An 18,234-nucleotide genomic window follows, 5' to 3' on the forward strand; every position below is an offset into this window, starting at 1 on the left:
CAGCCGGCGCCCACTGAACCGTTGCGCGCGCAGCGCGTCAGCGCTGGTCGATGGTGTCGACCATCAGGTCGACGAAAGTGTCCGCGCCTTGGGTGATGCGGATGCGCACTGGCAGGTACTGCAGGCTGGGGGCGAACCAGATCTCCGCCATGATTGGCCCGCGCGGCTTGTTGAGCGGGCGCGGCTTCAGGTGCACCGCCTGCACCGGCCCGAGGCGCGGCAGGTGCAAGGTTTCCTCGCCGACCACGTCGTACGTCCATTCGTCCACGCCGCCGGGCCGTGCCAGCCAGAAGTTGACCTGGCCGCCCGGCGTCAGCTGCAGCTGGCCGGTGGCGAAGCGGTGGCCCAGCTCGACAAACTGGCTGGCGGCGTCTTGCACCTCATTGGGGCGTGGCACGCGCGTGCCGTTGTTCAGGCGCACGTCTTCGCCGATGCGCACGCCGCGCCGCTTCTTGCGCACCTGCTCCTCGTACACCTCGGGCTTCAGGCCCTGATCGGTGATCGCGCCCTGGCTGGTGAAGCGCGATGACAGCAGGATGCCGACGTCCATCTGCACCACGGTCTGGTAGCGCGTGCCTTCGCGCTGCCACAGTACCTGGGCGTCGCCGTGCAGCTCGCCGCGGTAGTTGCCGCTCAAGTGGTAGCGCAGGCGCGTGTCGCGTGGCCAGGTTTTGAGGAAGGCCGGCTCCGCATCCGCAGGCGCTGAGGCTTCCGAAGCGGGCGCCGATGCGGCGGAAGCCACCTGCGTGCCGGCGTCGCCCGGCGCGGCGTCGCTTGGCGGGACGTCAGGGGCAGACGCGGCGGCCTGAGCGGCGGAAGCGGGCGACTGCGGCTCGAGTGGCGCGTTCTGCTGCGCCGTGGCGGTGGCGGTGGCGGTGTCGGCGTCGGGCGGTGGCGCGTCACTGGGTGCGCTGACCGCGGGGCTGGCCGGGTCGGCCACGGCGTCATCGTCTGCCGATGCGCTGGCGGCACGCGCGGGGCGCTTCGCGGGCTTGGGTGTCGGCTTCGCTCTTGTTTTTGTAGCTGGTTGCGCAGATCGCACCACGGCCGTTGGCCGATTCGGTGTTGAAACCTTGACGGGCGCTGGTGCGACGGCCACCGGGCCGGGCGGCGCCTCGGCCTGCAGGGTGCGCGTGTACATCGGCTGCGCCAGCTCGCGCAGCAGCGTGGGCGGCTGCAGCAGGATGCGCAAGAAGCCCAAGACGGCCACATGCCCCAGCAGCGCCAGCAGCAGGGCGGTCAACAGCGTGCGGCGTGCGGCGGGCCGCGGCGCTTTCATCAGCCCTCCGGCCACCCCTGTGGCTGGGTGGTGGCCGCGCTGCGCGTCAGGCGCCAGGTGGTGCTGCCGGTGGGCAGCGTCAGGGGCAGGCGCAGCAAGCGCTTGTCGCGCGCCACCAGGGCGATGATCTGGCGCGCCGCGCCAGCGTACAGCGGCAGGTCTTCCAGGCGGGACAGGCGCCAGCCGGCGTCCTGCGCCGCGGGCAGTGTTGCCGGGCGGCGGCCTTTGGGGGCGTCGGGTAGAGGTTCGACGCCCAGCCATTCGTCGCCGGCAGCCAAGCCGGCCGCGGCGGCAGCACCGCCATCCAGCACGACTTTCACCGTCACCGTGCCTTGGCTCTCGCCAACGCGCAGCCCCAGGGTCTGCGCCCACTGCGACGGCTCTTCGAGTACCTGCACCCCTTCGGCCTGCAGCAGCGCCTTCAGCGGCAGCTCGCGCGTGCCGTGCACCCAGTCGGCCAACTCGGGCGCCAGGCTGCGGCCGGCTTGTTCGGCCAGCGCGGCGGCGATATCGGCCTCGCTGATCGGGCCGCCGCCGCTGCGCGCCCACAGGCTTCGCATGACGTCGTCCAGCGTGCCCGCGCCGGCCTGGCGCAGCGTCAAATCCAGGCACAGCGCGACCAGCGCGCCCTTGCTGTAGTAGCTGATGGTGCTGTTCGGTGTGTTCTCGTCGGGCCGGTAGTAGCGCACCCAGGCGTCAAAACTGGCTTGCGCCACCGACTGCACGTGCCGCCCGGGCGCCTGCAGCACCTGGTTGGCCGCCGTGGTCAGCAGCTTGAGGTAGGCCGCGTCGTCGATCAGGCCGGCGCGGCGCAGCAGCAGGTCGTCGTAGTAGCTGGTGAAGCCTTCAAAGAACCACAGCAGGCGCGTGTAATTCTCCTGCGTGTAGTCGTAGCGGGTGAACTCCGCCGGTCGCATGCGCTTGACGTTCCAGGTGTGGAAGTACTCGTGGCTGATCAAGCCCAACAGGGTGACGTAGCCGTCGCCTACGCGCGCGGCCTCGGCCGGGGCGCCGAGGCGTGGCAGGTCGCGCCGGCCGCAGATCAGCGCGGTGCTGGCGCGGTGTTCAAGCCCGCCGTAGCCGTCGTCTACCACGTTCAACATGAAGACGTACTGGCGGTGCGGCGGTTTGCCCGCGCCGTGCCAGAAGCGAATCGCCGCCTCGCAGATCTTCTGCGTGTCGCGCAGCAGGCGAGCGCCGTCAAAAGACGCGGGCGCGCCGGCCACCACGAAGCGGTGCGCTACACCGCCGGCCTTGAACTGGCCGCTCCAGAACGGGCCCAGCTCAAACGGGTGGTCGACCACCTCGTCGTAATCGGCCGAGCGGTAGCGGCCAAAGCCGCGCTGGTCCACCTGCACGGCGCGCATGGCGGTGGCCAACTGCCAGTCCGTCGCGCCGGCGGGCGCACGCACCACCACATCGTGTGCCGCGTCTTCCTGGCCGTGCACGCGCAGCAGCACACTGGTGCCGTTGAAGAACCCGCGCTGTGCGTCCAGCCAGGCGGCGCGCACGGACGGGTCGCGCGCATACACCGTGTAGTCGATTTGCAGCGGCTTGCCCGCCGTGCAGTCGATGTCCCAGCTGCATTTGTCGACCTGGCGCACGGCGCAGTCCGCCTTTGCCTGACGCGCTTGCAGGCCGCTCAGGTGGCGGGCGAATTCGCGCACCAGATAGCTGCCCGGGATCCACACCGGCAGCGACACGCGCTGCGTGGCCGCCGGTTGGCTCAGCCGCAGTTGAACCAGGTAACGGTGGCGCGCCCGGTCCAGGGAGATGGTGTACGTGACCGGGGCACCATCGGGCAGGCGCGAAACGGAGGTTTTTGTCGGTGTCGGGGTCAAGCGGGCGGGCATGAAGGGGTGCGAAGGGGAGCGGGGGCGCCAGGTGAACGGCCAGTTCGGGCTTTCGGGCGGCCTCTACAGACTCAGGGCGGCCAGCGCAATGGTGCCGTAAAACACGGTGCCCAGCGTGAACGCGCGCCGCAACGGCATCCATGGCCCCAGGCCGCTGCCAGGCCAGGTGCGGTGGTCGACCCAGTGTGTCCACACCGTCAGGGCCATCATGCCCGCGAGGGCCACCCGTGGACTGGCCATCAGCAGAAACCACGCAGCGTAGCCCGGCACCGGGCCCCACAGAAAATGGAAGGCGGGCAGGCGTGCGTCAGTGGCCATGTAGCGCATCGCGATGCCCCAGTGCACGCCGCCCAGGAAGCTGACCACCAGCGCCATGTGGGTCAGCAGGCCGGCCAGCATGAACTCATGCCAGCGCGGGTCCTTCAACCACAATCCGGCGGCCAGCGCCGTGGGCAGAATCAGCGAGCCGTAGGCGACCGTGTGGATCATCGACCACGAGGCGCTGACCGGCGCGCCGACCGGGCGCGGAGGCGAACGCCCGGCGCCGTCAGCCGTTTTGGGGTCAGGCGGAGGGCGCGATGGCATGGTGATCGGCAGGGCGGCGCTCAGCGCCCCAGCTGCTGCTCGACTTGCTGGGCGTTGATGGCGCCCGGCACGCGGCTGCCGTCGGCAAACACGATGGTCGGGGTGCCGGTGATGCGGTATTTCTTGGCGAAGTCGAGGTTGGCCGCCAGCGCATCGGTGTTGCAGGTGCTGGCGCCCTTGGGAGCGACGTCGCGCTGCATCCAGTCGTGCCAGGCCTTGGCCTTGTCGGCGCTGCACCAGATCTGCTTGGACTTTTCCACCGAATCCTGGCCCAGGATCGGGATCAGGAACATGTGCACAGTCACGTTGTTGACCTTCTGCATATCTTTCTCGAAGCGCTTGCAGTAGCCGCAGTTGGGGTCTTCGAACACCGCCATCTTGCGCTTGCCGTTGCCGCGCACGATGGTGATGGCGTTCTTGGTGTCCAGCTCGTCCCATTTGATGGCCGTGAGCTTTTCGACGCGCTCTTCGGTCAGGTTCTTGCGCGAGCGCGTGTCCAGCAGGTTGCCATGCAGCAGGAAATTGCCTTCGGCGTCGGTGTAGAGGATGTCGTTGCCCACGCGCACCTCGAACAGACCCGCCATCGGCGTCTTGCGCACCTCGTCGATCTGGCTGAGGCCGGGGATGCGCTCGCCCAGGTTTTTCTTCAGGGTGGCGAAGTCCTTGTCCTGGGCGGTGGCCAACAGGGGCAGCGCAAGCAGGACGGTCAGGGCAGCGCGGCGAATGAGGTTCTTGGTCATCGGTGGGGCAATCGCTTGGTCTACAAAAGAAGGTCAGAGTCGCAGCGGCTCAGGCGGTTCCCATCGCCAGGCGCGCCACGCCCGACTTGATCGGGCCACTCGCATCAAACAGGTTCATGCCCCAGTTGCGCAGCGCGATGGCCAGCGGCTCGGGGCGGTCGAACAGCAACTGCAGGCCATCGGTGGCCAGGCGCATGCGCAGCCATTCGCCCTGGCGCGCGCGTTCGTAGCGGCGCAGCAATTTCAGATCGCCCACGCCGCGCCAGCTTTCGCGCGCGGCCAGCACGCGCGCCAGCTCGGCCGCGTCGCCCAGGCCCACGTTCAGGCCTTGCCCGGCCAGCGGATGCATGGCGTGGGCGGCGTCGCCGGCCAGCACAAAACTGTCCTGCGGGCGGTCCGGCAGGTGGCCGACCCAGCGGCGCGCCTTGGCCAGCAGCAGCGGCCAGGTGGCGCGCGGCGCGCACAGCTCGACCGCGCCCAGCGCATGCCCGCAGGCGTCGGCCAGCGCGGCGGCGAACGCGCCGTCTTCCAGCGCCATCAGCTCGGCCACGCGCTCGGCGCGCACCGACCAGACCACGGCCACGCGGTGGCCTTGCGGCCCGTCCAGCGGCAGCAGCGCCAGAATTTCGCCCGATGCCGTGAACCACTGGCGCGCGACCTGGCCGTGCGGCAGCTCGCAGTCCAGCCGGGTGGCGATGGCGTGCTGCGGGTAGGGCGTGGTGTCGAATTCGACCCCCAGCTCTGCGCGCGTGCGGCTGGCGCGGCCTTCGCAGACCACGGTCAGCGGAGCGGCCACCGGCGCATCGACCAGATCGATGCCGCTCTGGTACTGGCAAGCCTGGGCCAGCTGGCCCTCCAGCGTCGGCACGTCCACGATCCAGTTGAGCGCGGGCACGCGCTGGGCGCTGGCGGTGAAGACCACCTGCGCATCGCGGTCGCCGCTGACCTGCATGGCCAGCACGGGCGTGGCCGCGCGCTCGTCCGGCCAGCAGCGCAGGTCGGCCAGCAGCGCGCGGGCGCTGGGGCTGAGCGCGTAGGCGCGCACATCCGCCGCAGCCGGCGGGGTGGGCGAGGCGACCAGCGCCACGCGCAACCGCTCGCGCGCCAGCAGCAGCGCCAGCGTGCGCCCGACGATGCCGGCGCCGCGAATGCAGATGTCGTGAGGTGCAGCCATGGTGCGGTGATTGTAGGCCGGTGCGCGGCGCGCTGCGTGCCCGGATGTCTGTGGTCAAATTGGCGTCCCGCGCTACAACCACCTGCGCAGCAAGCTATTTAATTCATAGTAATGACCGCTCCCGCCCAGGCCCCGAACGACGCCCGACTGCACGCCAGCGTGGCGCAGCTGTTCGTCTACCCCGTCAAATCCTGCGCCGGCGTGGCTTTAGACCGGGCCGAACTGTTGGACACCGGCTTCGATCTCGACCGCGCTTGGATGGTGGTCGACGCGCACGGCGACTTCGTCACCCAGCGCGATCTGCCGCGCATGGCGCTGGTCAAGCCGCAGATCAAGCACCTGGAAGTCGTGCTGCGCGCGCCCGGCATGCTGGCGCTGCACCTGGGCATCAACGAAGTCGACAGCCCGGCGCGCGTGACGGTCTGGAAGGACACGGTGGACGCCTGGGACATGGGCGGCGTGGCCGCGCAGTGGTTCAGCGACTTTCTGGGCCGCCCCGGCCTGCGCCTGGTGCGCTTCGACCCCGAGGTGCGCCGTCTGGCCAGCGCCCAATGGACGGGCGAGGTGCAGGCGCCCATCGAATTTGCCGATGGCTTTCCGTTGCTGGTGACCAGCACCGCATCGTTGGCCGAACTGAACACGCGCCTGGCCGCGGCTGGCCATGCACCGGTCGGCATCGAGCGCTTTCGCGCCAACATCGTTCTGGACGGCGTGCACGCGCACGACGAAGACCGCATCGACGAGCTGGTCGTTGCCAGCGCGGGCGGCGAGGTGAGGCTGAAGCTGGTCAAGCCTTGCGCGCGCTGCCCGATTCCGAACGTCGACCCCGCGACCGGCGACAGCACGCCCGCCGTGCTGGACGCGCTGCAGGGCTACCGCGCTGACCCGCGGCTGGATGGCGCGCTGACCTTCGGCATGAACGCCATCGTGCTGGCGGGTACCGGCCAAACCCTGCGCGTGGGCGACGTGGCGCAGGGTGAATGGCGTTTCGATTGAGCTTGAGTGCTCCTGAATCAGTAGCTGTTTGCGCAGATGGTTGTAGGGCTGTAGGCTGAATTCATCTAAATTCTGTGCGGGCCAGCCGCGCCTGTTGGCCGAGGCCCGCGCAGCGTCACCGAGGCGCGTTCAGGCCTTCTTGGCCAACGCGGTTGCCAGCTGCGGCAGATTGCCCAGCATCGCGCGCGTCGGGACAAAGAAGGTGCAGCCCGTCTTGGCCGTGGAAAAGTCCAGCAGCCGGTCGTACTTGCCGACAGGCTCGCCGATGAACAGACGCTGCAGCATCTTTTCGGTCACCCACAGCCTGCGCGAATAGCCGATGAAGTAGGTGCCGAATTCCTGCTGGCCGGGGCGGCCAAACGGCATGTTGTCGCGCAGGATGTCGTGCTCCACACCCTTTTCGTCGACGATGGTGGCCAGCGTCTTGTGCGTTTTTTGCGCCCAGGCGTCGTCGTCCAGCTCGACGTTGTCCAGCTTGGTGCGGCCGATGATCTTTTCCTGCTGCTCCACCGGCACCTGGCCCCAGGCCGTCAGGTCGTGCAGGTACTTTTGCACCACCACGTAACTGCCACCGCAGAAAGCCGGGTCTTCGCTGCCGACCTGCGTCGCCGCCGGCAAGTCGCTGCCATCCGGATTGGCCGTGCCGTCAACAAAGCCCAACAGGTCGCGCGCGTCGAAGTAGCGAAAGCCTGAGACCTCGTCCTCGACCTGCACCGCGTCGCCCAACTTGTCGAGCAGGACGCGCTCGAATTCGAACACCAGATCGGCCCGATCGGCCCGGATGTGGAACAGCACATCCCCCGCCGTGGCCGGCGCGTTGTGCTTGGCGCCCTGAATGGCGGCAAAGGGCTTCAGCTCGGCTGGGCGCTTGGCAATACCCAGGCGCTTCCACAGATCGCTGCCGATGCCGACCACGCAGGACAGGTGCGCCGTCAGGTCGCGAAACCCCACGTCCTTGAGCAGATCGCCCACGCTGGACAGCGCGTCGCACGCCTTGGCCAGCGCCGCCGGCGTGTCGTTCACCGTCACCACCAGAAACACCGCAGCGCGCGACAAGGGCGCGTTGATGCTTTGCGCGTCGATCGGCACGCGGTCCCAGCTGCTTCCTTGGTCGCTCATGGAGGGGTCCTGAAATTTAGGGGTGTTTGAAGAATACTCGGTATGGCAGAGAGTAGAAACTGCGTTGACCGACTTGGCGGCGACTGACGGCTGTTTGTTCGGCAGCGCGCAGCAATCAGGACTGTTCCTTGAGCAGGCGCGACGCGGCCAATTTGAGCAACGGCAGAAATTGCTTCACAGCCTCTTCCTGCGTGAATTCCCCGGACAGCAGGCTAACGTTGATAGCGGCCGTTGTTTCACCCGAGACATTGCGGATCGGAACCGCCAGGCCGCAGATGGATTCGTCGTATTGCCCGTCGCTCCATACATAGCCTTGCGCGCGTGCTTGGGCGATCACTTCGCGCAGTTGCTTCTTGTCAGTGACAGTGCGCGGGGTGAGTGACGTCAACTCGGCGCTGTCGAGGTAAGCGTCGAACAGTGTGTCTGAAAGTCCGGCCAGCAGGACCTTGCCCATGGCGACCGTGTGGGCAGGCAATCGGGTGCCCATGGAGGGGCTGAACGCAAGGATGTGTTTGGTGTGAAAGCGCTGGATGTACACGATATCTGGTGCGTCCAAAACCGAGACGGCACAAGACTGCTTCATACGGGTTCCCAGCTCTTCCATTACCAGCTGCGACTGGCGCCAGAAGGGCAGCGTGTACAGGTAGGTCATGCCCAGACGTAGCACCTTGGGCGTGAGCCAGTAGTCCTTTTCGTCCGCGCCGACAAAACCCAGATCGATCAGTGTCAGCAGCAGGCGCCGAATGACTGTGCGTGGCAGATCTGCCGCCTCGCTGATTTGAGCGATCGACTGTCGCCCGGTGGACTGGCCCATGACCTCAATGACGCGCAGACCGCGCGCAAAGGTTCGAACAAAAGATTCACTTTCTGGTGTTGCCATAGGGAATACCCGCGGAGTAGTTGACGCGTTTCTTGACTTTCTTAAAATGAACGTAGAGCGGACTTATATGACCGCTAAGCGGACATTCTAGCAAAGTCCTTTTTTCTACACACGCCACGCACTATGACCGAGACAAGTTTCGAAACGGATTTTTGGAAAGACGCGCAGCGGCGCCAAATTTGGGATGACATCATCCCTGGCCAGCCACGCAAGACCATTCCATACACGCTGACGCTGGAGGCCATCCAGAAATACTGCCGCGTGGTGGGTGACATGCATCCGCTGTACTTCGACGAGGACTACGCGAAGAAATCGCCCTATGGCGGCCTGATCGCCCCGCCTGCGATTCACATCCTGCTGATGTTCGCGTGCACACCGACCGACGACTGGATGCGCAGCCCCGGCACCGTGAATGCCGGGCAGTCCTGGAGTTACAACCTGCCCGCCCGACCTGGTGACTTGGTACGGCTGGAGGCGCGCGCGCTGGACAAGTTCATCAAGAAAGACCGCCTGTTTGTGGTGCACGACAACGTCTTCTTCAACCAGCACAACCAGGTGATCTGCTCCGGCCGCGGCTGGACCATCCGCCCGCAATAACCACAGCAAGTAGGAAATACCACCATGAGCTATGAGCAACTGAGCGTGGGCCAGCAGATCGTCGGCGCAGCTTTCTCGCCCACCCGCGAAACGATCCGCGACTTTTGCGAGGCGTCGCTGGATTTCAATCCGCTGCACCTCGACGACAACTACATGAAGGGTGATTTCGGAAAGACCAATTTCGGCGGAATCATCATGCATGGCATGAACAATTTCGGCGTCATCACCCGGATGCTGACCGACTGGCTCTACGAGCAGAGCGCCGTTCAACGCCGCCTGGAAACGCGCTGGAAGGCGCCGGTCAAGCCCGGCGACACGATCACCCCGAGAGCGCGCATCACCGCGCTCAAACAAACCGAAAAAAGCCGGTGGGTGAACTTCGATGTCGAGGTTGTGAATCAGCGCAATGAAGTCGTGGCGGTGGGCGAAGCGATGGCGGAGTTCCCGGCCTAGGCCGGCGCCGAGATTACGCAGCCACTGAGCAAACAACGCGTCAAGGATTAGCAAATGAACCAGAGACAAGCCAAGTTCACCCGGTGGGCGGTGGGCATCGGGATGGCCCTTTCCGTCGGCGCCGCGATGGGCCAGGCCTATCCCTCGCAGGCCGTGAAAATCAACGTGCCGTTCCCACCGGGTGGCACTACCGACATCCTGGCGCGTCAGTTAGCGGTAGAGCTGGCGACGAAATGGGCGCAACCTGTGGTTGTGGAGAACAAGTCGGGTGCCAGCGGGACGATCTATTCCGAGCAACTCGCCCGCTCGACACCGGATGGATACACGCTGATGCTGACAGCCACGCACCACGTGATCAACCCGGCCATCTACAAGACGCTTCGCTACGACACCAAGACCGCCTTCACTCCGTTGGCGGAGGTGGCTTCGGTGCCGAGTGTGTTGTTGGTCAACCCGGCTTTGCCGGTCAAAAACGTGCAGGAATTGCTGGCATATGGCAAGGCCCACCCTGGCAAGTTGAGCTTTGGGTCGGCCGGGACGGGTGGAGCGAACCACCTGTCTGGCGAACTGCTCAAGTCGATGACTGGCCTGGAAATGCTGCATGTGCCCTACAAGGGCGCTGCGCCCGCGCTGACCGACCTGCTCGGCGGACAGATTCCGGTGATGGTCGATTCCATCACTGGCGTGCTGCAGCACATCAAGTCCGGCAAGGTCAGGGCACTGGCCGTGACCTCGCTCAAGCGATCGCCAGTCCTGCCCGATGTGCCGACGCTGGACGAATCGGGTGTCAAGGGATTTGAAGCAACCTCATGGTTCGGTCTGTATGGGCCGGCCCACATGAAGCCGGAGCTGGCCAACAAGATCAACACCGACGTGCGCGAAGTGTTGAGCACAGCAAAGCTCAGAGCCCTGTTCTTGGAGCAGGGCGCGGAGCCCGGCACGATGACCCAGCCGCAATTCGCGAAATTTGTGAACAGCGAGGTCGACAAGTGGGCCAAGGTCATTGCGACCGCGAACGTGAAACTGGAGTGAGCGGCATGGCAGATGTGAAAGGTTCGACGCCGGCGGGGGCGCTATCGCACTTACGCGTTCTGGATATGTCGCGCGTGTTGGCTGGTCCCTGGGCAACGCAGAACTTGGCGGACCTGGGCGCGGAGGTGATCAAAGTGGAACGTCCGCGTACCGGCGACGACACGCGTGGATGGGGACCTCCATGGATCCAGGACGAAAACGGACGGAACACCACAGACTCGACCTACTACGCCGCTGCGAATCGAGGAAAACAGTCGATCACTGTGGACATTGCGAGCGTCGAAGGTCAGCACATCGTTAAAGAGTTGGCGGCCATCTCCGATGTGGTGGTCGAAAACTACAAGATCGGGGACCTCAAGCGATATGGGCTCGACTATGAGAGTCTGAGCGCCATCAACCCGCGGCTGGTGTATTGCTCCATCACAGGCTACGGCCAGACAGGTCCGAGCGCACACAAGCCCGGATACGACTTCGTCTTTCAGGCGCAAGGCGGCCTGATGAGCATCACTGGCGAGCGTGATGACGTTCCGGGTGGCGGTGCGCAGAAGGTCGGAGTCGCGATCGCGGACGTGATCACGGGCATGTACGCCAGCATCGCCATCCTTGCGGCGCTAAATCACCGCGATGTCTCGGGATGTGGGCAGTACATCGACATGGCGTTACTCGATTGCATCGTCGCTTTGGGGGGTAACCAGGTGACGGGCTATTTTTCGAGCGAAAAAGTGCCCCATCGCTACGGCAATGCGCACGCCAGTTTGGTGCCTTACCAAGTGTTTAAGACGGCGGGATCCGACATGGTGGTCGCTGTCGGCAACGACCAGCAATGGCAAAAGTACTGCCAAGCTATAGGGCGTCCAGACCTTGCCGCTGACACCCGCTGGAACAAGGTCACCGGACGCATCGTGGGAAGGGAAACCCTGATTCCGGAATTGGCCAAGACCATGCTGACGCGCACGGCGGACGACTGGATCAAGCGCTTGGAGGCTCTTGGGGTCCCCTGTGGCCGCATCAATGACTACCAACAGGTGTTTGAAGACCCGCAGGTGACGCACCGCGGCTTGCGGGTCGACATGCCGACCGAAGACGGTGGTGTCTGCTCGACGATTGCGAGCCCCTTGCGTCTGATGGGCACTCCGGCGCAGTACAAGCGTTCACCACCGAAGCTGGGTGGCAGCACCGAGCAGGTGCTCAAGAGTCTGCTCAACCGAAGCGATCAAGACCTAGCGGTGCTCAGCCAGGCCGGCGTGATCTGATTCGACGGGTCTAGCGCCGGTGGTTGAATACGGACACCTTCATGGCAAAGCGTCAAAAGCTCAACCACCAGAACGAGGAGACAAGAATGACGAAATGCATCATTGGACGGCGCCGCATCGGCCAAGCGTTGGCCGGACTCGTGGTGGTTTTCGTCGCGTTGCTCGGGACGTCAGCAGCGGCGGAAGAGGCGTACCCCAACCGACCGATTAGGCTGCTGGTGGGGTTCGGCGCAGGCGGACCAACGGATATCACATTTCGAAAGCTGGCAGAACTCGCGGGGAAACATCTGGGCCAGCCTATCGTGGTGGAGAACAAGCCGGGTGCGGGCGCGACGCTCGCACCGTCTACCATGGCGCGAATGGACAAGCCGGATGGCTACACCATCGCCGCCGCCACCGCTGGTCTGCTCAGATTTCCTCATATTCAGAAAGTAGACTGGCACCCGACTAAGGACTTTACGTGGATTGCAGGCCTCGGTGGGTACACATTCGTGTTGGCAGTCAGGTCGGACTCGCCGTTCAAGACGGTCGCAGATGTGGTTGCCTACGCCAAGGCCAATCCTGGTAAGCTTTCGATTGGAACCGCAGGTGCCGGCACCACGATGCATCTCCTGGCTGAGGCCTTCGGGGGAATGGCGGGTATCGAGGTCACACACGTTGGCTTCAAGAGCAGCAGCGAGGCGGCGACGAACCTGATTGGCGGCCATACCGTGGCGGCTCTGGACGCTGTGGGAAGCGTCCTGCCTTTCGTCGAGTCAGGCAGCGTTCGTTTGCTAATGTCGTTCGATGCGCTGCCCGCCGATTGGATGCCGTCCGTGCCAACGGCCAAAAGCCTAGGCTATGAGCTCGTCTATCCGGCGCCCTATGGGGTGGTAGGGCCCAAAGGCATGAGCCCGCAAGTGGTAGCAAGGCTGAACGAAGCGTTCAAGGCCGCAATCGATAGCGCTGAATACGCCACGCTGCTCCGATCGCTGCGTCAAACCTACTGGTACAAGAACCCCGCTGACTACGAAGCCTGGGCCCGGGCGTTCTATGTGTCGGAGCGCTCGCTGGTGTCGCGCGCCAAGCTCGGGGTCCAATGATGCGCGTAACGATTGGCGGCGCGGGGATTGGCGGCCTGACGGCGGCACTTAGCCTGCAAGCAGCGGGCGTGCGAGACGTGCAGGTACTAGAAGCAGCGCATGAAGTCCGCGAAATCGGCGTTGGCGTTAATTTGCCCCCTCATGCCGTTCGAGAGTTGACCGAACTGGGGCTAGGCGATGCGCTCGCCGAGATCGGCCTGATCACTTCCGAATTGAGCTACTACGACCCAAATGGTCACCTGATTTGGTCAGAGCCGCGTGGGAGGAACGCGGGGTACCACTGGCCCCAGTACTCGGTGCACAGGGGCCGTTTGCAGGGCATGTTGATGACAGCCGTCCTGCAGCGGTTGGGCAAAAGCGCCATCCACACGGGCAAGCGGGTGATGAGGGTCGATTGCGCCCAATCGCAGAGCGTTGCTGTTGACGTCTGTGACGTCACAACGGGCGGCATGGAGCGCTGGGAGAGTAATGTCTACGTGGCGGCAGACGGGATCCGTTCAACGTCGCGCTCGTCCATCGTCGGCCCGAATGTGTCTCTGGCCTCGAATGGCTGGGTGATGTACCGCGGCGCGACGGCGCATGCACCATTTCTGAGTGGAAGCAGCATGGTCATCGTGGGTGACGAAAAGCTGCGCATCGTGGTGTACCCCTTGGACCACGGCACGCTGAACTGGCTTCTGGTTAGGCCCTTAAAAGAAGGCGAAACATTTGGTGAGTTGGGACACTGGAATCTACCGGTTGACGCAGCCAGCGCTGCAACGTACGTGGCGGATTGGCATTTCGACTGGTTAGACGTGCCTGAGATGGTTCGCCAAACGCCAAACGTCTACGTTTACCCCATGGCTGACCTTGACCCCCTGCCGCGCTGGCACCTCAACTGCGCAACTCTGCTGGGTGATGCTGCGCACGCCATGTACCCCTTCGGCTCCAACGGAGCGTCTCAGGCCATTCTGGATGCGCGTGTGTTGGCCTACTATTTGGCGCAGTCTCGCTCGGATCCGAGAGTTGGTTTGCGTCGTTACGAGGCCGAGAGACGCGAGACGGTGGCCGCCGTGCAACTGGCAAACCGCCAGCAGGCGGGCGATGTGATGGCGAAGGTAAGTGCCCTGGCCCGATCAAACGCGTTCGATCAGGCTCAGGAGGCCCTCCATGCAGTCGAACAAAAATACAAGCGATTAGCCGGGTTTGACGTCGAAGGCCTGAACCGGAGAGCATCTTGGTCAGTGACGTCGGCGAGCGCAGGCTGAACTGTATCAGGCGCAACGCAAGCGTTGCCCGTGTTCCCGCGCTATGCGCCTTCCCAGTCAGTACAATTGGCTCCCATTTCTCCCCGGCAAAGCGCAGATCAAAGCGGTGGTTTGCCAGCATCATTCAGCCCCTGACTACCCTGGCTTTATGTCACGGTCTGCTGCCGGTGGCGCGCGCTTTCGCTAAGCCTGTGTTCAGGTCGAAGGTGCACAAGAGGCTGATTTCAAAGGACTTTTTCCATGAGCCTGCAATGCGGCATCGTGGGCCTGCCCAACGTGGGCAAGTCCACGCTTTTCAACGCGCTGACCAAAGCCGGTATCGCGGCTGAAAACTACCCCTTCTGCACCATCGACCCGAACACGGGCGTCGTGGAGGTGCCGGACCCGCGCCTTCAACAGCTGGCCGAGATCGTGAAGCCCGAGCGCATCCTGCCGGCCATCGTCGAATTCGTCGACATCGCCGGCCTGGTGGCGGGCGCCAGCAAGGGCGAGGGCCTGGGCAACCAGTTTCTGGCCCACATCCGCGAGACGGACGCCATCGTCAACGTGGTGCGCTGCTTTGAAGACCCGAACGTGATCCACGTGGCCGGCAAGGTGGACCCGATCGCCGACATCGAGGTGATCCAGACCGAGCTGTGCCTGGCCGACCTGGGCACCGTGGACAAGGCGCTGCAGCGCTACACCAAGGCCAGCAAGAGCGGCAACGACAAAGAAGCCACGGCCATGGTCAAGCTGCTGGGCCCGGTGCAGGCGGCGCTGAACGAAGGCAGGCCGGTGCGCACGCTGGACTTGAGCAAGGAAGACCGCGCGCTGCTCAAGCAGCTCTTTTTGATCACCGCCAAGCCGGCGATGTTCGTGGGCAACGTCAGCGAAGACGGCTTTAACAACAACCCCATGCTCGACCGCCTGAAGGACTACGCGGCCAGCCAGAAGGCGCCGGTAGTGGCCATCTGCGCCAAGATGGAAGCCGATATGGCGGACATGGGCGACGAGGACAAGGCGCTGTTCCTGGAAGAAATGGGCCAGGACGAGCCGGGCCTGAACCGCCTGATCCGCGCCGCCTTCGGTCTGCTGGGCTTGCAGACCTACTTCACGGCCGGCGTGAAGGAAGTGCGCGCCTGGACCATCCACATCGGCGACACCGCGCCGCAGGCCGCGGGCGTGATCCACGGCGACTTTGAGCGCGGCTTCATCCGCGCGCAGACGATTGCTTTTGACGACTACATCCAGTTCAAGGGCGAGCAGGGCGCCAAGGACGCGGGCAAGATGCGCAGCGAAGGCAAAGAATACGTCGTCAAGGACGGCGACGTGATGAACTTCCTGTTCAACGTCTGACCCCTGTCACGGGGCGTTTCAGCACCGGCGTGCCTGGCGGACGGCTGCTCCGAGCTTGCGAATGGGTATCGGCGCCGAGCGGCCTGTGCGCGTTGCCGCTGGCTGCTATAAATTGCGTTTGTGACCATCACAGACCATCCAAAGAGGACCGTATGTCGATCAAATCCGTTTTGAAAGCCACCGTGGTGGCCGTGGGCTTCGTGGCCAGCGGCGCGGTGTTGGCGCAGGGCACCCCCATCAACGCCGCGGCGTTTGACGCGCTGGTGGCGCAAGGCCCGGTGGCCGACGCGGCGACCATCGCGTCCAGCACCTGGGCCACCAAGATCAAGCAGGCCGGCTCGCTGCGTCTGGGCGGCACGCAAACGTCCAACCTGTTTTCGCTGCGCAATGAGAAAGACGGCAAGATCCGCGGCTTTGACGCCGGCCTCACCCAGATGCTCACGCGCTACATCCTGGGCGATGCCAGCAAGTTCCAGTTCACGCAGGTGACCTCGTCCACGCGCGAACAGGTGCTGATCAACGACCAGGTCGACATGGTGCTGGCCACCTATTCGATCACACCGGCGCGTGCCGAGAAGATCGCGTTTGCCGGCCCCTACTACACCTCGCAGGCCGGCGTGCTGGTCAAGGCGGGCAACAAGACCATCCGTTCGCACGAAGACCTGGGCGGCAAAAAGGTGGCCACGCAGGCAGGCTCAACCGGGCCGGCGGTGCTGGCGCAGTACGCGCCCAAGGCCACGGTGCAGGAATTCCAGACGCACCAGGAAGCGCTGGACGCGCTGCGCCAGGGCCGCGTGGACGCGTACGTGACCGACTACACCCTGCTGCTCAACGCCCTGAGCCTGGGCACGGGCGACGCGCAACTGGCGGGCGCTCCCTTTGGCGCGCAAGACCCGTACGGCATCGGCCTGCCCAAGGGCTCCGACGGCGTGGCCTTCGTCAACGCCTTCCTGAAAAAGATCGAGGCCGACGGCACCTGGGCCAAGCTGTGGACCATTTCCATCGGCCAACGCACGGGCAGCACCGCCGTGCCGACGCCGCCCGCGCTGCCGTAAGCGATGGGCGATGTTTCCAGGCTTCTGGCCGAGCACGGGCCTGCCTTCGGGCAGGCCCTTTTGCTGACCTGGAAACTCACCCTGATGTCCTTCGTGCCCGGCTTTGTGCTGGGCCTGTTGGTGGCGGCCTTGCGGCTCTTGCCCCTGCCGCCTTTGCGTTTCGTGCTGACGGCCTACGTCGAGATCTTCCGCAACATCCCCAGCGTGGCCTTGCTGATCTTTATCGTGTTCGCGCTTCCGGATCTGCAGGTACTGATCGACTACGAACCTGCCGTCGTCCTGACCCTGGTGCTGGTCTGCTCCGCGTTCACCGCGGATTACCTGCGCGCGGGCATCAACACCATTCCCGGCGGTCAGATCGAGGCGGCGCTTAGCCTGGGCATGCGGCCGGCCACCATCATCACGGCGCTGGTACTGCCACAGGCGCTGCGCTCGGTGGTGCAGCCGATGACCTCGCTGTTGATCGCGTTGATGCTATCGACCTCGCTGGCCTCGCAGGTGCCGTTTCCGGGGCGTGAGCTGACCACGCTGGTGTCCAAGATCGCCAACGACTCGGCCATCGGCATCCCGGCGTTCGTGGTGGCCGCGGCGATGTACGTCGCGAGCGGCCTGCTGATCGCGTGGGCCGGCGCCACGCTTGAGAGAAGACTGCGGATCCTGCGATGAGCCGCACGCTGGAAGACATCCTCTTTGGCGCGCCCAGCCTGCAGGCGCGGCGCACGCAACGCGTGGCCAGCGTGGTCGCTGCTGTCGCTCTGCTGTTGATGGCGGCCGGGGTCGTCTACCGTTTTCACGACGCAGGCCAGTTGCAGGCGCGCCTGTGGAATTTCTTCGCCTGGCCGACCACGTGGGCCTTTCTGGGCAAGGGCCTGCTGGGCACCATGGCCTCGGCCGCGATGGCCGGCGCCATCGCACTGGCGCTGGGGCTGGTGCTGCTGGTGGGGCGTCTGTCGCGCTGGCGCGTCGTGCGCTGGCCCAGCGTGGCGCTGATCGAATTTCTGCGCGGCACGCCCACGCTGCTGCTGATCTATGTGTGCTTTCTGGTGCTGCCCTCGGCCGGCGTCAAGCTCAGCACCTACTGGATGCTAACGCTGCCGATCGCCCTGACCACGGCCGCCGTGGTGGCGGAGGTCTACCGTGCCGGCGTGCTGGCCGTGCCGCGCGGGCAGACCGAGGCGGCGCGCAGCCTGGGCATGACGGAATCGCAGGTGTTCTTCTCGATCGTCTTCCCGCAGGCGCTGCGCTACATCGTCCCGGCCCTGGTCGCGCAGCTGGTGATCGTGGTCAAGGACACGACCTTCGGCTACGTCGTGACCTATGGCGAGCTGATGCAGAACGCCAAGGTGCTGATCGCCAACTACAGCGCGCTGGTGCCGGTGTACCTGGTGGTGGCGTTGCTGTACTGCGCCGTCAACTACGCCATCTCGGCCGCCAGCAAGCGCTTGCGCGGGCCAATGCACTGAGGCGTGATCGGCTGTCTTTAGGTGTCGTTTCCCAAGAGGTTGTTCACCCGAGGTGAAGCAAGATGGAGGTTCTCAAGCCAAACCAGCTGCT

Annotated in this window: 18 protein-coding genes; 11 read left to right on the forward strand and 7 right to left on the reverse strand. The window is 64.9% G+C overall.

Going from position 1 to position 18,234, the window contains the following annotated elements:
* Nucleotides 1-37: 37 nt before the first annotated feature.
* The 5 genes from FVQ98_RS18085 to FVQ98_RS18105 form a co-directional block, all read right to left on the reverse strand.
* The gene (locus FVQ98_RS18085) at nucleotides 38-1,279 is read right to left on the reverse strand and encodes a DUF3108 domain-containing protein (RefSeq protein ID WP_147914856.1); all 1,242 of its coding nucleotides are present in this window, start codon (nucleotides 1,277-1,279) and stop codon (nucleotides 38-40) included.
* Entirely contained in the window at nucleotides 1,279-3,132 is a 1,854-nt protein-coding gene (locus FVQ98_RS18090; protein WP_147914857.1) for a M61 family metallopeptidase, read from the reverse strand. Before FVQ98_RS18090 ends, FVQ98_RS18085 begins: the two co-directional genes overlap by 1 nt.
* A 63-nt stretch (nucleotides 3,133-3,195) precedes the next feature.
* On the reverse strand, nucleotides 3,196-3,717 hold the full coding sequence (locus tag FVQ98_RS18095) for a DUF3429 domain-containing protein (RefSeq protein WP_147914858.1): 522 nt from the start codon (nucleotides 3,715-3,717) through the stop codon (nucleotides 3,196-3,198).
* 20 nt (nucleotides 3,718-3,737) lie between these two features.
* Entirely contained in the window at nucleotides 3,738-4,457 is a 720-nt protein-coding gene (locus tag FVQ98_RS18100; protein ID WP_147914859.1) for a DsbC family protein, read from the reverse strand.
* Between the two features lie 49 nt (nucleotides 4,458-4,506).
* Nucleotides 4,507-5,631, reverse strand: coding sequence for an FAD-dependent monooxygenase (locus FVQ98_RS18105; RefSeq protein WP_147914860.1), 1,125 nt, complete (start codon nucleotides 5,629-5,631; stop codon nucleotides 4,507-4,509).
* A 111-nt stretch (nucleotides 5,632-5,742) separates the two neighbouring features.
* Here FVQ98_RS18105 and FVQ98_RS18110 point away from each other — a divergent pair, with 111 nt between their 5' ends.
* Nucleotides 5,743-6,627 carry an MOSC domain-containing protein gene (locus FVQ98_RS18110; protein WP_147914861.1) on the forward strand — a complete coding sequence of 295 codons (885 nt, stop codon included), beginning with the start codon at nucleotides 5,743-5,745 and terminating at the stop codon, nucleotides 6,625-6,627.
* A gap of 129 nt (nucleotides 6,628-6,756) precedes the next feature.
* On the opposite strand, the gene FVQ98_RS18115 is transcribed toward FVQ98_RS18110, so the two are convergent.
* Both FVQ98_RS18115 and FVQ98_RS18120 read right to left on the reverse strand, forming a co-directional pair.
* The gene (locus tag FVQ98_RS18115) at nucleotides 6,757-7,746 is read right to left on the reverse strand and encodes a Dyp-type peroxidase (RefSeq protein WP_147914862.1); all 990 of its coding nucleotides are present in this window, start codon (nucleotides 7,744-7,746) and stop codon (nucleotides 6,757-6,759) included.
* Between the two features lie 115 nt (nucleotides 7,747-7,861).
* Complete coding sequence (locus FVQ98_RS18120) at nucleotides 7,862-8,626, reverse strand: IclR family transcriptional regulator domain-containing protein (RefSeq protein WP_147914863.1); 765 nt, start codon at nucleotides 8,624-8,626, stop codon at nucleotides 7,862-7,864.
* A 123-nt stretch (nucleotides 8,627-8,749) separates the two neighbouring features.
* Here FVQ98_RS18120 and FVQ98_RS18125 point away from each other — a divergent pair, with 123 nt between their 5' ends.
* From FVQ98_RS18125 to FVQ98_RS18170, 10 genes are all read left to right on the forward strand, one after another.
* Nucleotides 8,750-9,223 carry a MaoC family dehydratase gene (locus tag FVQ98_RS18125; RefSeq protein WP_147914864.1) on the forward strand — a complete coding sequence of 158 codons (474 nt, stop codon included), beginning with the start codon at nucleotides 8,750-8,752 and terminating at the stop codon, nucleotides 9,221-9,223.
* A gap of 24 nt (nucleotides 9,224-9,247) precedes the next feature.
* The gene (locus FVQ98_RS18130) at nucleotides 9,248-9,676 is read left to right on the forward strand and encodes a MaoC family dehydratase (RefSeq protein WP_147914865.1); all 429 of its coding nucleotides are present in this window, start codon (nucleotides 9,248-9,250) and stop codon (nucleotides 9,674-9,676) included.
* 54 nt (nucleotides 9,677-9,730) lie between these two features.
* Nucleotides 9,731-10,708, forward strand: a complete 978-nt coding sequence (locus tag FVQ98_RS18135; protein ID WP_147914866.1) for a Bug family tripartite tricarboxylate transporter substrate binding protein — start codon at nucleotides 9,731-9,733, stop codon at nucleotides 10,706-10,708.
* 5 nt (nucleotides 10,709-10,713) lie between these two features.
* On the forward strand, nucleotides 10,714-11,961 hold the full coding sequence (locus FVQ98_RS18140) for a CaiB/BaiF CoA transferase family protein (RefSeq protein WP_147914867.1): 1,248 nt from the start codon (nucleotides 10,714-10,716) through the stop codon (nucleotides 11,959-11,961).
* A 41-nt stretch (nucleotides 11,962-12,002) separates the two neighbouring features.
* Nucleotides 12,003-13,043, forward strand: coding sequence for a tripartite tricarboxylate transporter substrate binding protein (locus FVQ98_RS18145; protein WP_222707626.1), 1,041 nt, complete (start codon nucleotides 12,003-12,005; stop codon nucleotides 13,041-13,043).
* On the forward strand, nucleotides 13,043-14,290 hold the full coding sequence (locus tag FVQ98_RS18150) for an FAD-dependent monooxygenase (RefSeq protein WP_147914868.1): 1,248 nt from the start codon (nucleotides 13,043-13,045) through the stop codon (nucleotides 14,288-14,290). Before FVQ98_RS18145 ends, FVQ98_RS18150 begins: the two co-directional genes overlap by 1 nt.
* 240 nt (nucleotides 14,291-14,530) lie before the next feature.
* On the forward strand, nucleotides 14,531-15,625 hold the full coding sequence (gene ychF, locus FVQ98_RS18155) for a redox-regulated ATPase YchF (RefSeq protein WP_147914869.1): 1,095 nt from the start codon (nucleotides 14,531-14,533) through the stop codon (nucleotides 15,623-15,625).
* Nucleotides 15,626-15,777: 152 nt separating this feature from the next.
* Nucleotides 15,778-16,680, forward strand: coding sequence for a glutamate ABC transporter substrate-binding protein (locus FVQ98_RS18160; RefSeq protein ID WP_147914870.1), 903 nt, complete (start codon nucleotides 15,778-15,780; stop codon nucleotides 16,678-16,680).
* 3 nt (nucleotides 16,681-16,683) lie between these two features.
* Nucleotides 16,684-17,346 (forward strand): amino acid ABC transporter permease, encoded by a 663-nt coding sequence (locus FVQ98_RS18165; RefSeq protein WP_147914871.1) that lies wholly within the window; start codon nucleotides 16,684-16,686, stop codon nucleotides 17,344-17,346.
* Complete coding sequence (locus FVQ98_RS18170) at nucleotides 17,343-18,143, forward strand: amino acid ABC transporter permease (RefSeq protein WP_147914872.1); 801 nt, start codon at nucleotides 17,343-17,345, stop codon at nucleotides 18,141-18,143. Before FVQ98_RS18165 ends, FVQ98_RS18170 begins: the two co-directional genes overlap by 4 nt.
* Nucleotides 18,144-18,234: the final 91 nt, after the last annotated feature.

It is taken from the genome of Ottowia flava (assembly GCF_008017535.1).
Lineage (GTDB): Bacteria > Pseudomonadota > Gammaproteobacteria > Burkholderiales > Burkholderiaceae_C > Ottowia > Ottowia flava.

Bases quoted from the DNA above. Each gene is read 5' to 3' on its own strand.
- FVQ98_RS18105 (WP_147914860.1), bottom strand. From the start codon at position 5,631: ATGGCTGCACCTCACGACATCTGCATTCGCGGCGCCGGCATCGTCGGG.
- FVQ98_RS18165 (WP_147914871.1), top strand. From the start codon at position 16,684: ATGGGCGATGTTTCCAGGCTTCTGGCCGAGCACGGGCCTGCCTTCGGG.
- FVQ98_RS18090 (WP_147914857.1), bottom strand. From the start codon at position 3,132: ATGCCCGCCCGCTTGACCCCGACACCGACAAAAACCTCCGTTTCGCGC.
- FVQ98_RS18100 (WP_147914859.1), bottom strand. From the start codon at position 4,457: ATGACCAAGAACCTCATTCGCCGCGCTGCCCTGACCGTCCTGCTTGCG.
- FVQ98_RS18085 (WP_147914856.1), bottom strand. From the start codon at position 1,279: ATGAAAGCGCCGCGGCCCGCCGCACGCCGCACGCTGTTGACCGCCCTG.
- FVQ98_RS18130 (WP_147914865.1), top strand. From the start codon at position 9,248: ATGAGCTATGAGCAACTGAGCGTGGGCCAGCAGATCGTCGGCGCAGCT.
- FVQ98_RS18120 (WP_147914863.1), bottom strand. From the start codon at position 8,626: ATGGCAACACCAGAAAGTGAATCTTTTGTTCGAACCTTTGCGCGCGGT.
- FVQ98_RS18095 (WP_147914858.1), bottom strand. From the start codon at position 3,717: ATGCCATCGCGCCCTCCGCCTGACCCCAAAACGGCTGACGGCGCCGGG.
- FVQ98_RS18170 (WP_147914872.1), top strand. From the start codon at position 17,343: ATGAGCCGCACGCTGGAAGACATCCTCTTTGGCGCGCCCAGCCTGCAG.
- FVQ98_RS18135 (WP_147914866.1), top strand. From the start codon at position 9,731: ATGAACCAGAGACAAGCCAAGTTCACCCGGTGGGCGGTGGGCATCGGG.
- FVQ98_RS18145 (WP_222707626.1), top strand. From the start codon at position 12,003: ATGGCAAAGCGTCAAAAGCTCAACCACCAGAACGAGGAGACAAGAATG.
- FVQ98_RS18110 (WP_147914861.1), top strand. From the start codon at position 5,743: ATGACCGCTCCCGCCCAGGCCCCGAACGACGCCCGACTGCACGCCAGC.
- FVQ98_RS18115 (WP_147914862.1), bottom strand. From the start codon at position 7,746: ATGAGCGACCAAGGAAGCAGCTGGGACCGCGTGCCGATCGACGCGCAA.
- ychF (WP_147914869.1), top strand. From the start codon at position 14,531: ATGAGCCTGCAATGCGGCATCGTGGGCCTGCCCAACGTGGGCAAGTCC.
- FVQ98_RS18150 (WP_147914868.1), top strand. From the start codon at position 13,043: ATGCGCGTAACGATTGGCGGCGCGGGGATTGGCGGCCTGACGGCGGCA.
- FVQ98_RS18125 (WP_147914864.1), top strand. From the start codon at position 8,750: ATGACCGAGACAAGTTTCGAAACGGATTTTTGGAAAGACGCGCAGCGG.
- FVQ98_RS18140 (WP_147914867.1), top strand. From the start codon at position 10,714: ATGGCAGATGTGAAAGGTTCGACGCCGGCGGGGGCGCTATCGCACTTA.
- FVQ98_RS18160 (WP_147914870.1), top strand. From the start codon at position 15,778: ATGTCGATCAAATCCGTTTTGAAAGCCACCGTGGTGGCCGTGGGCTTC.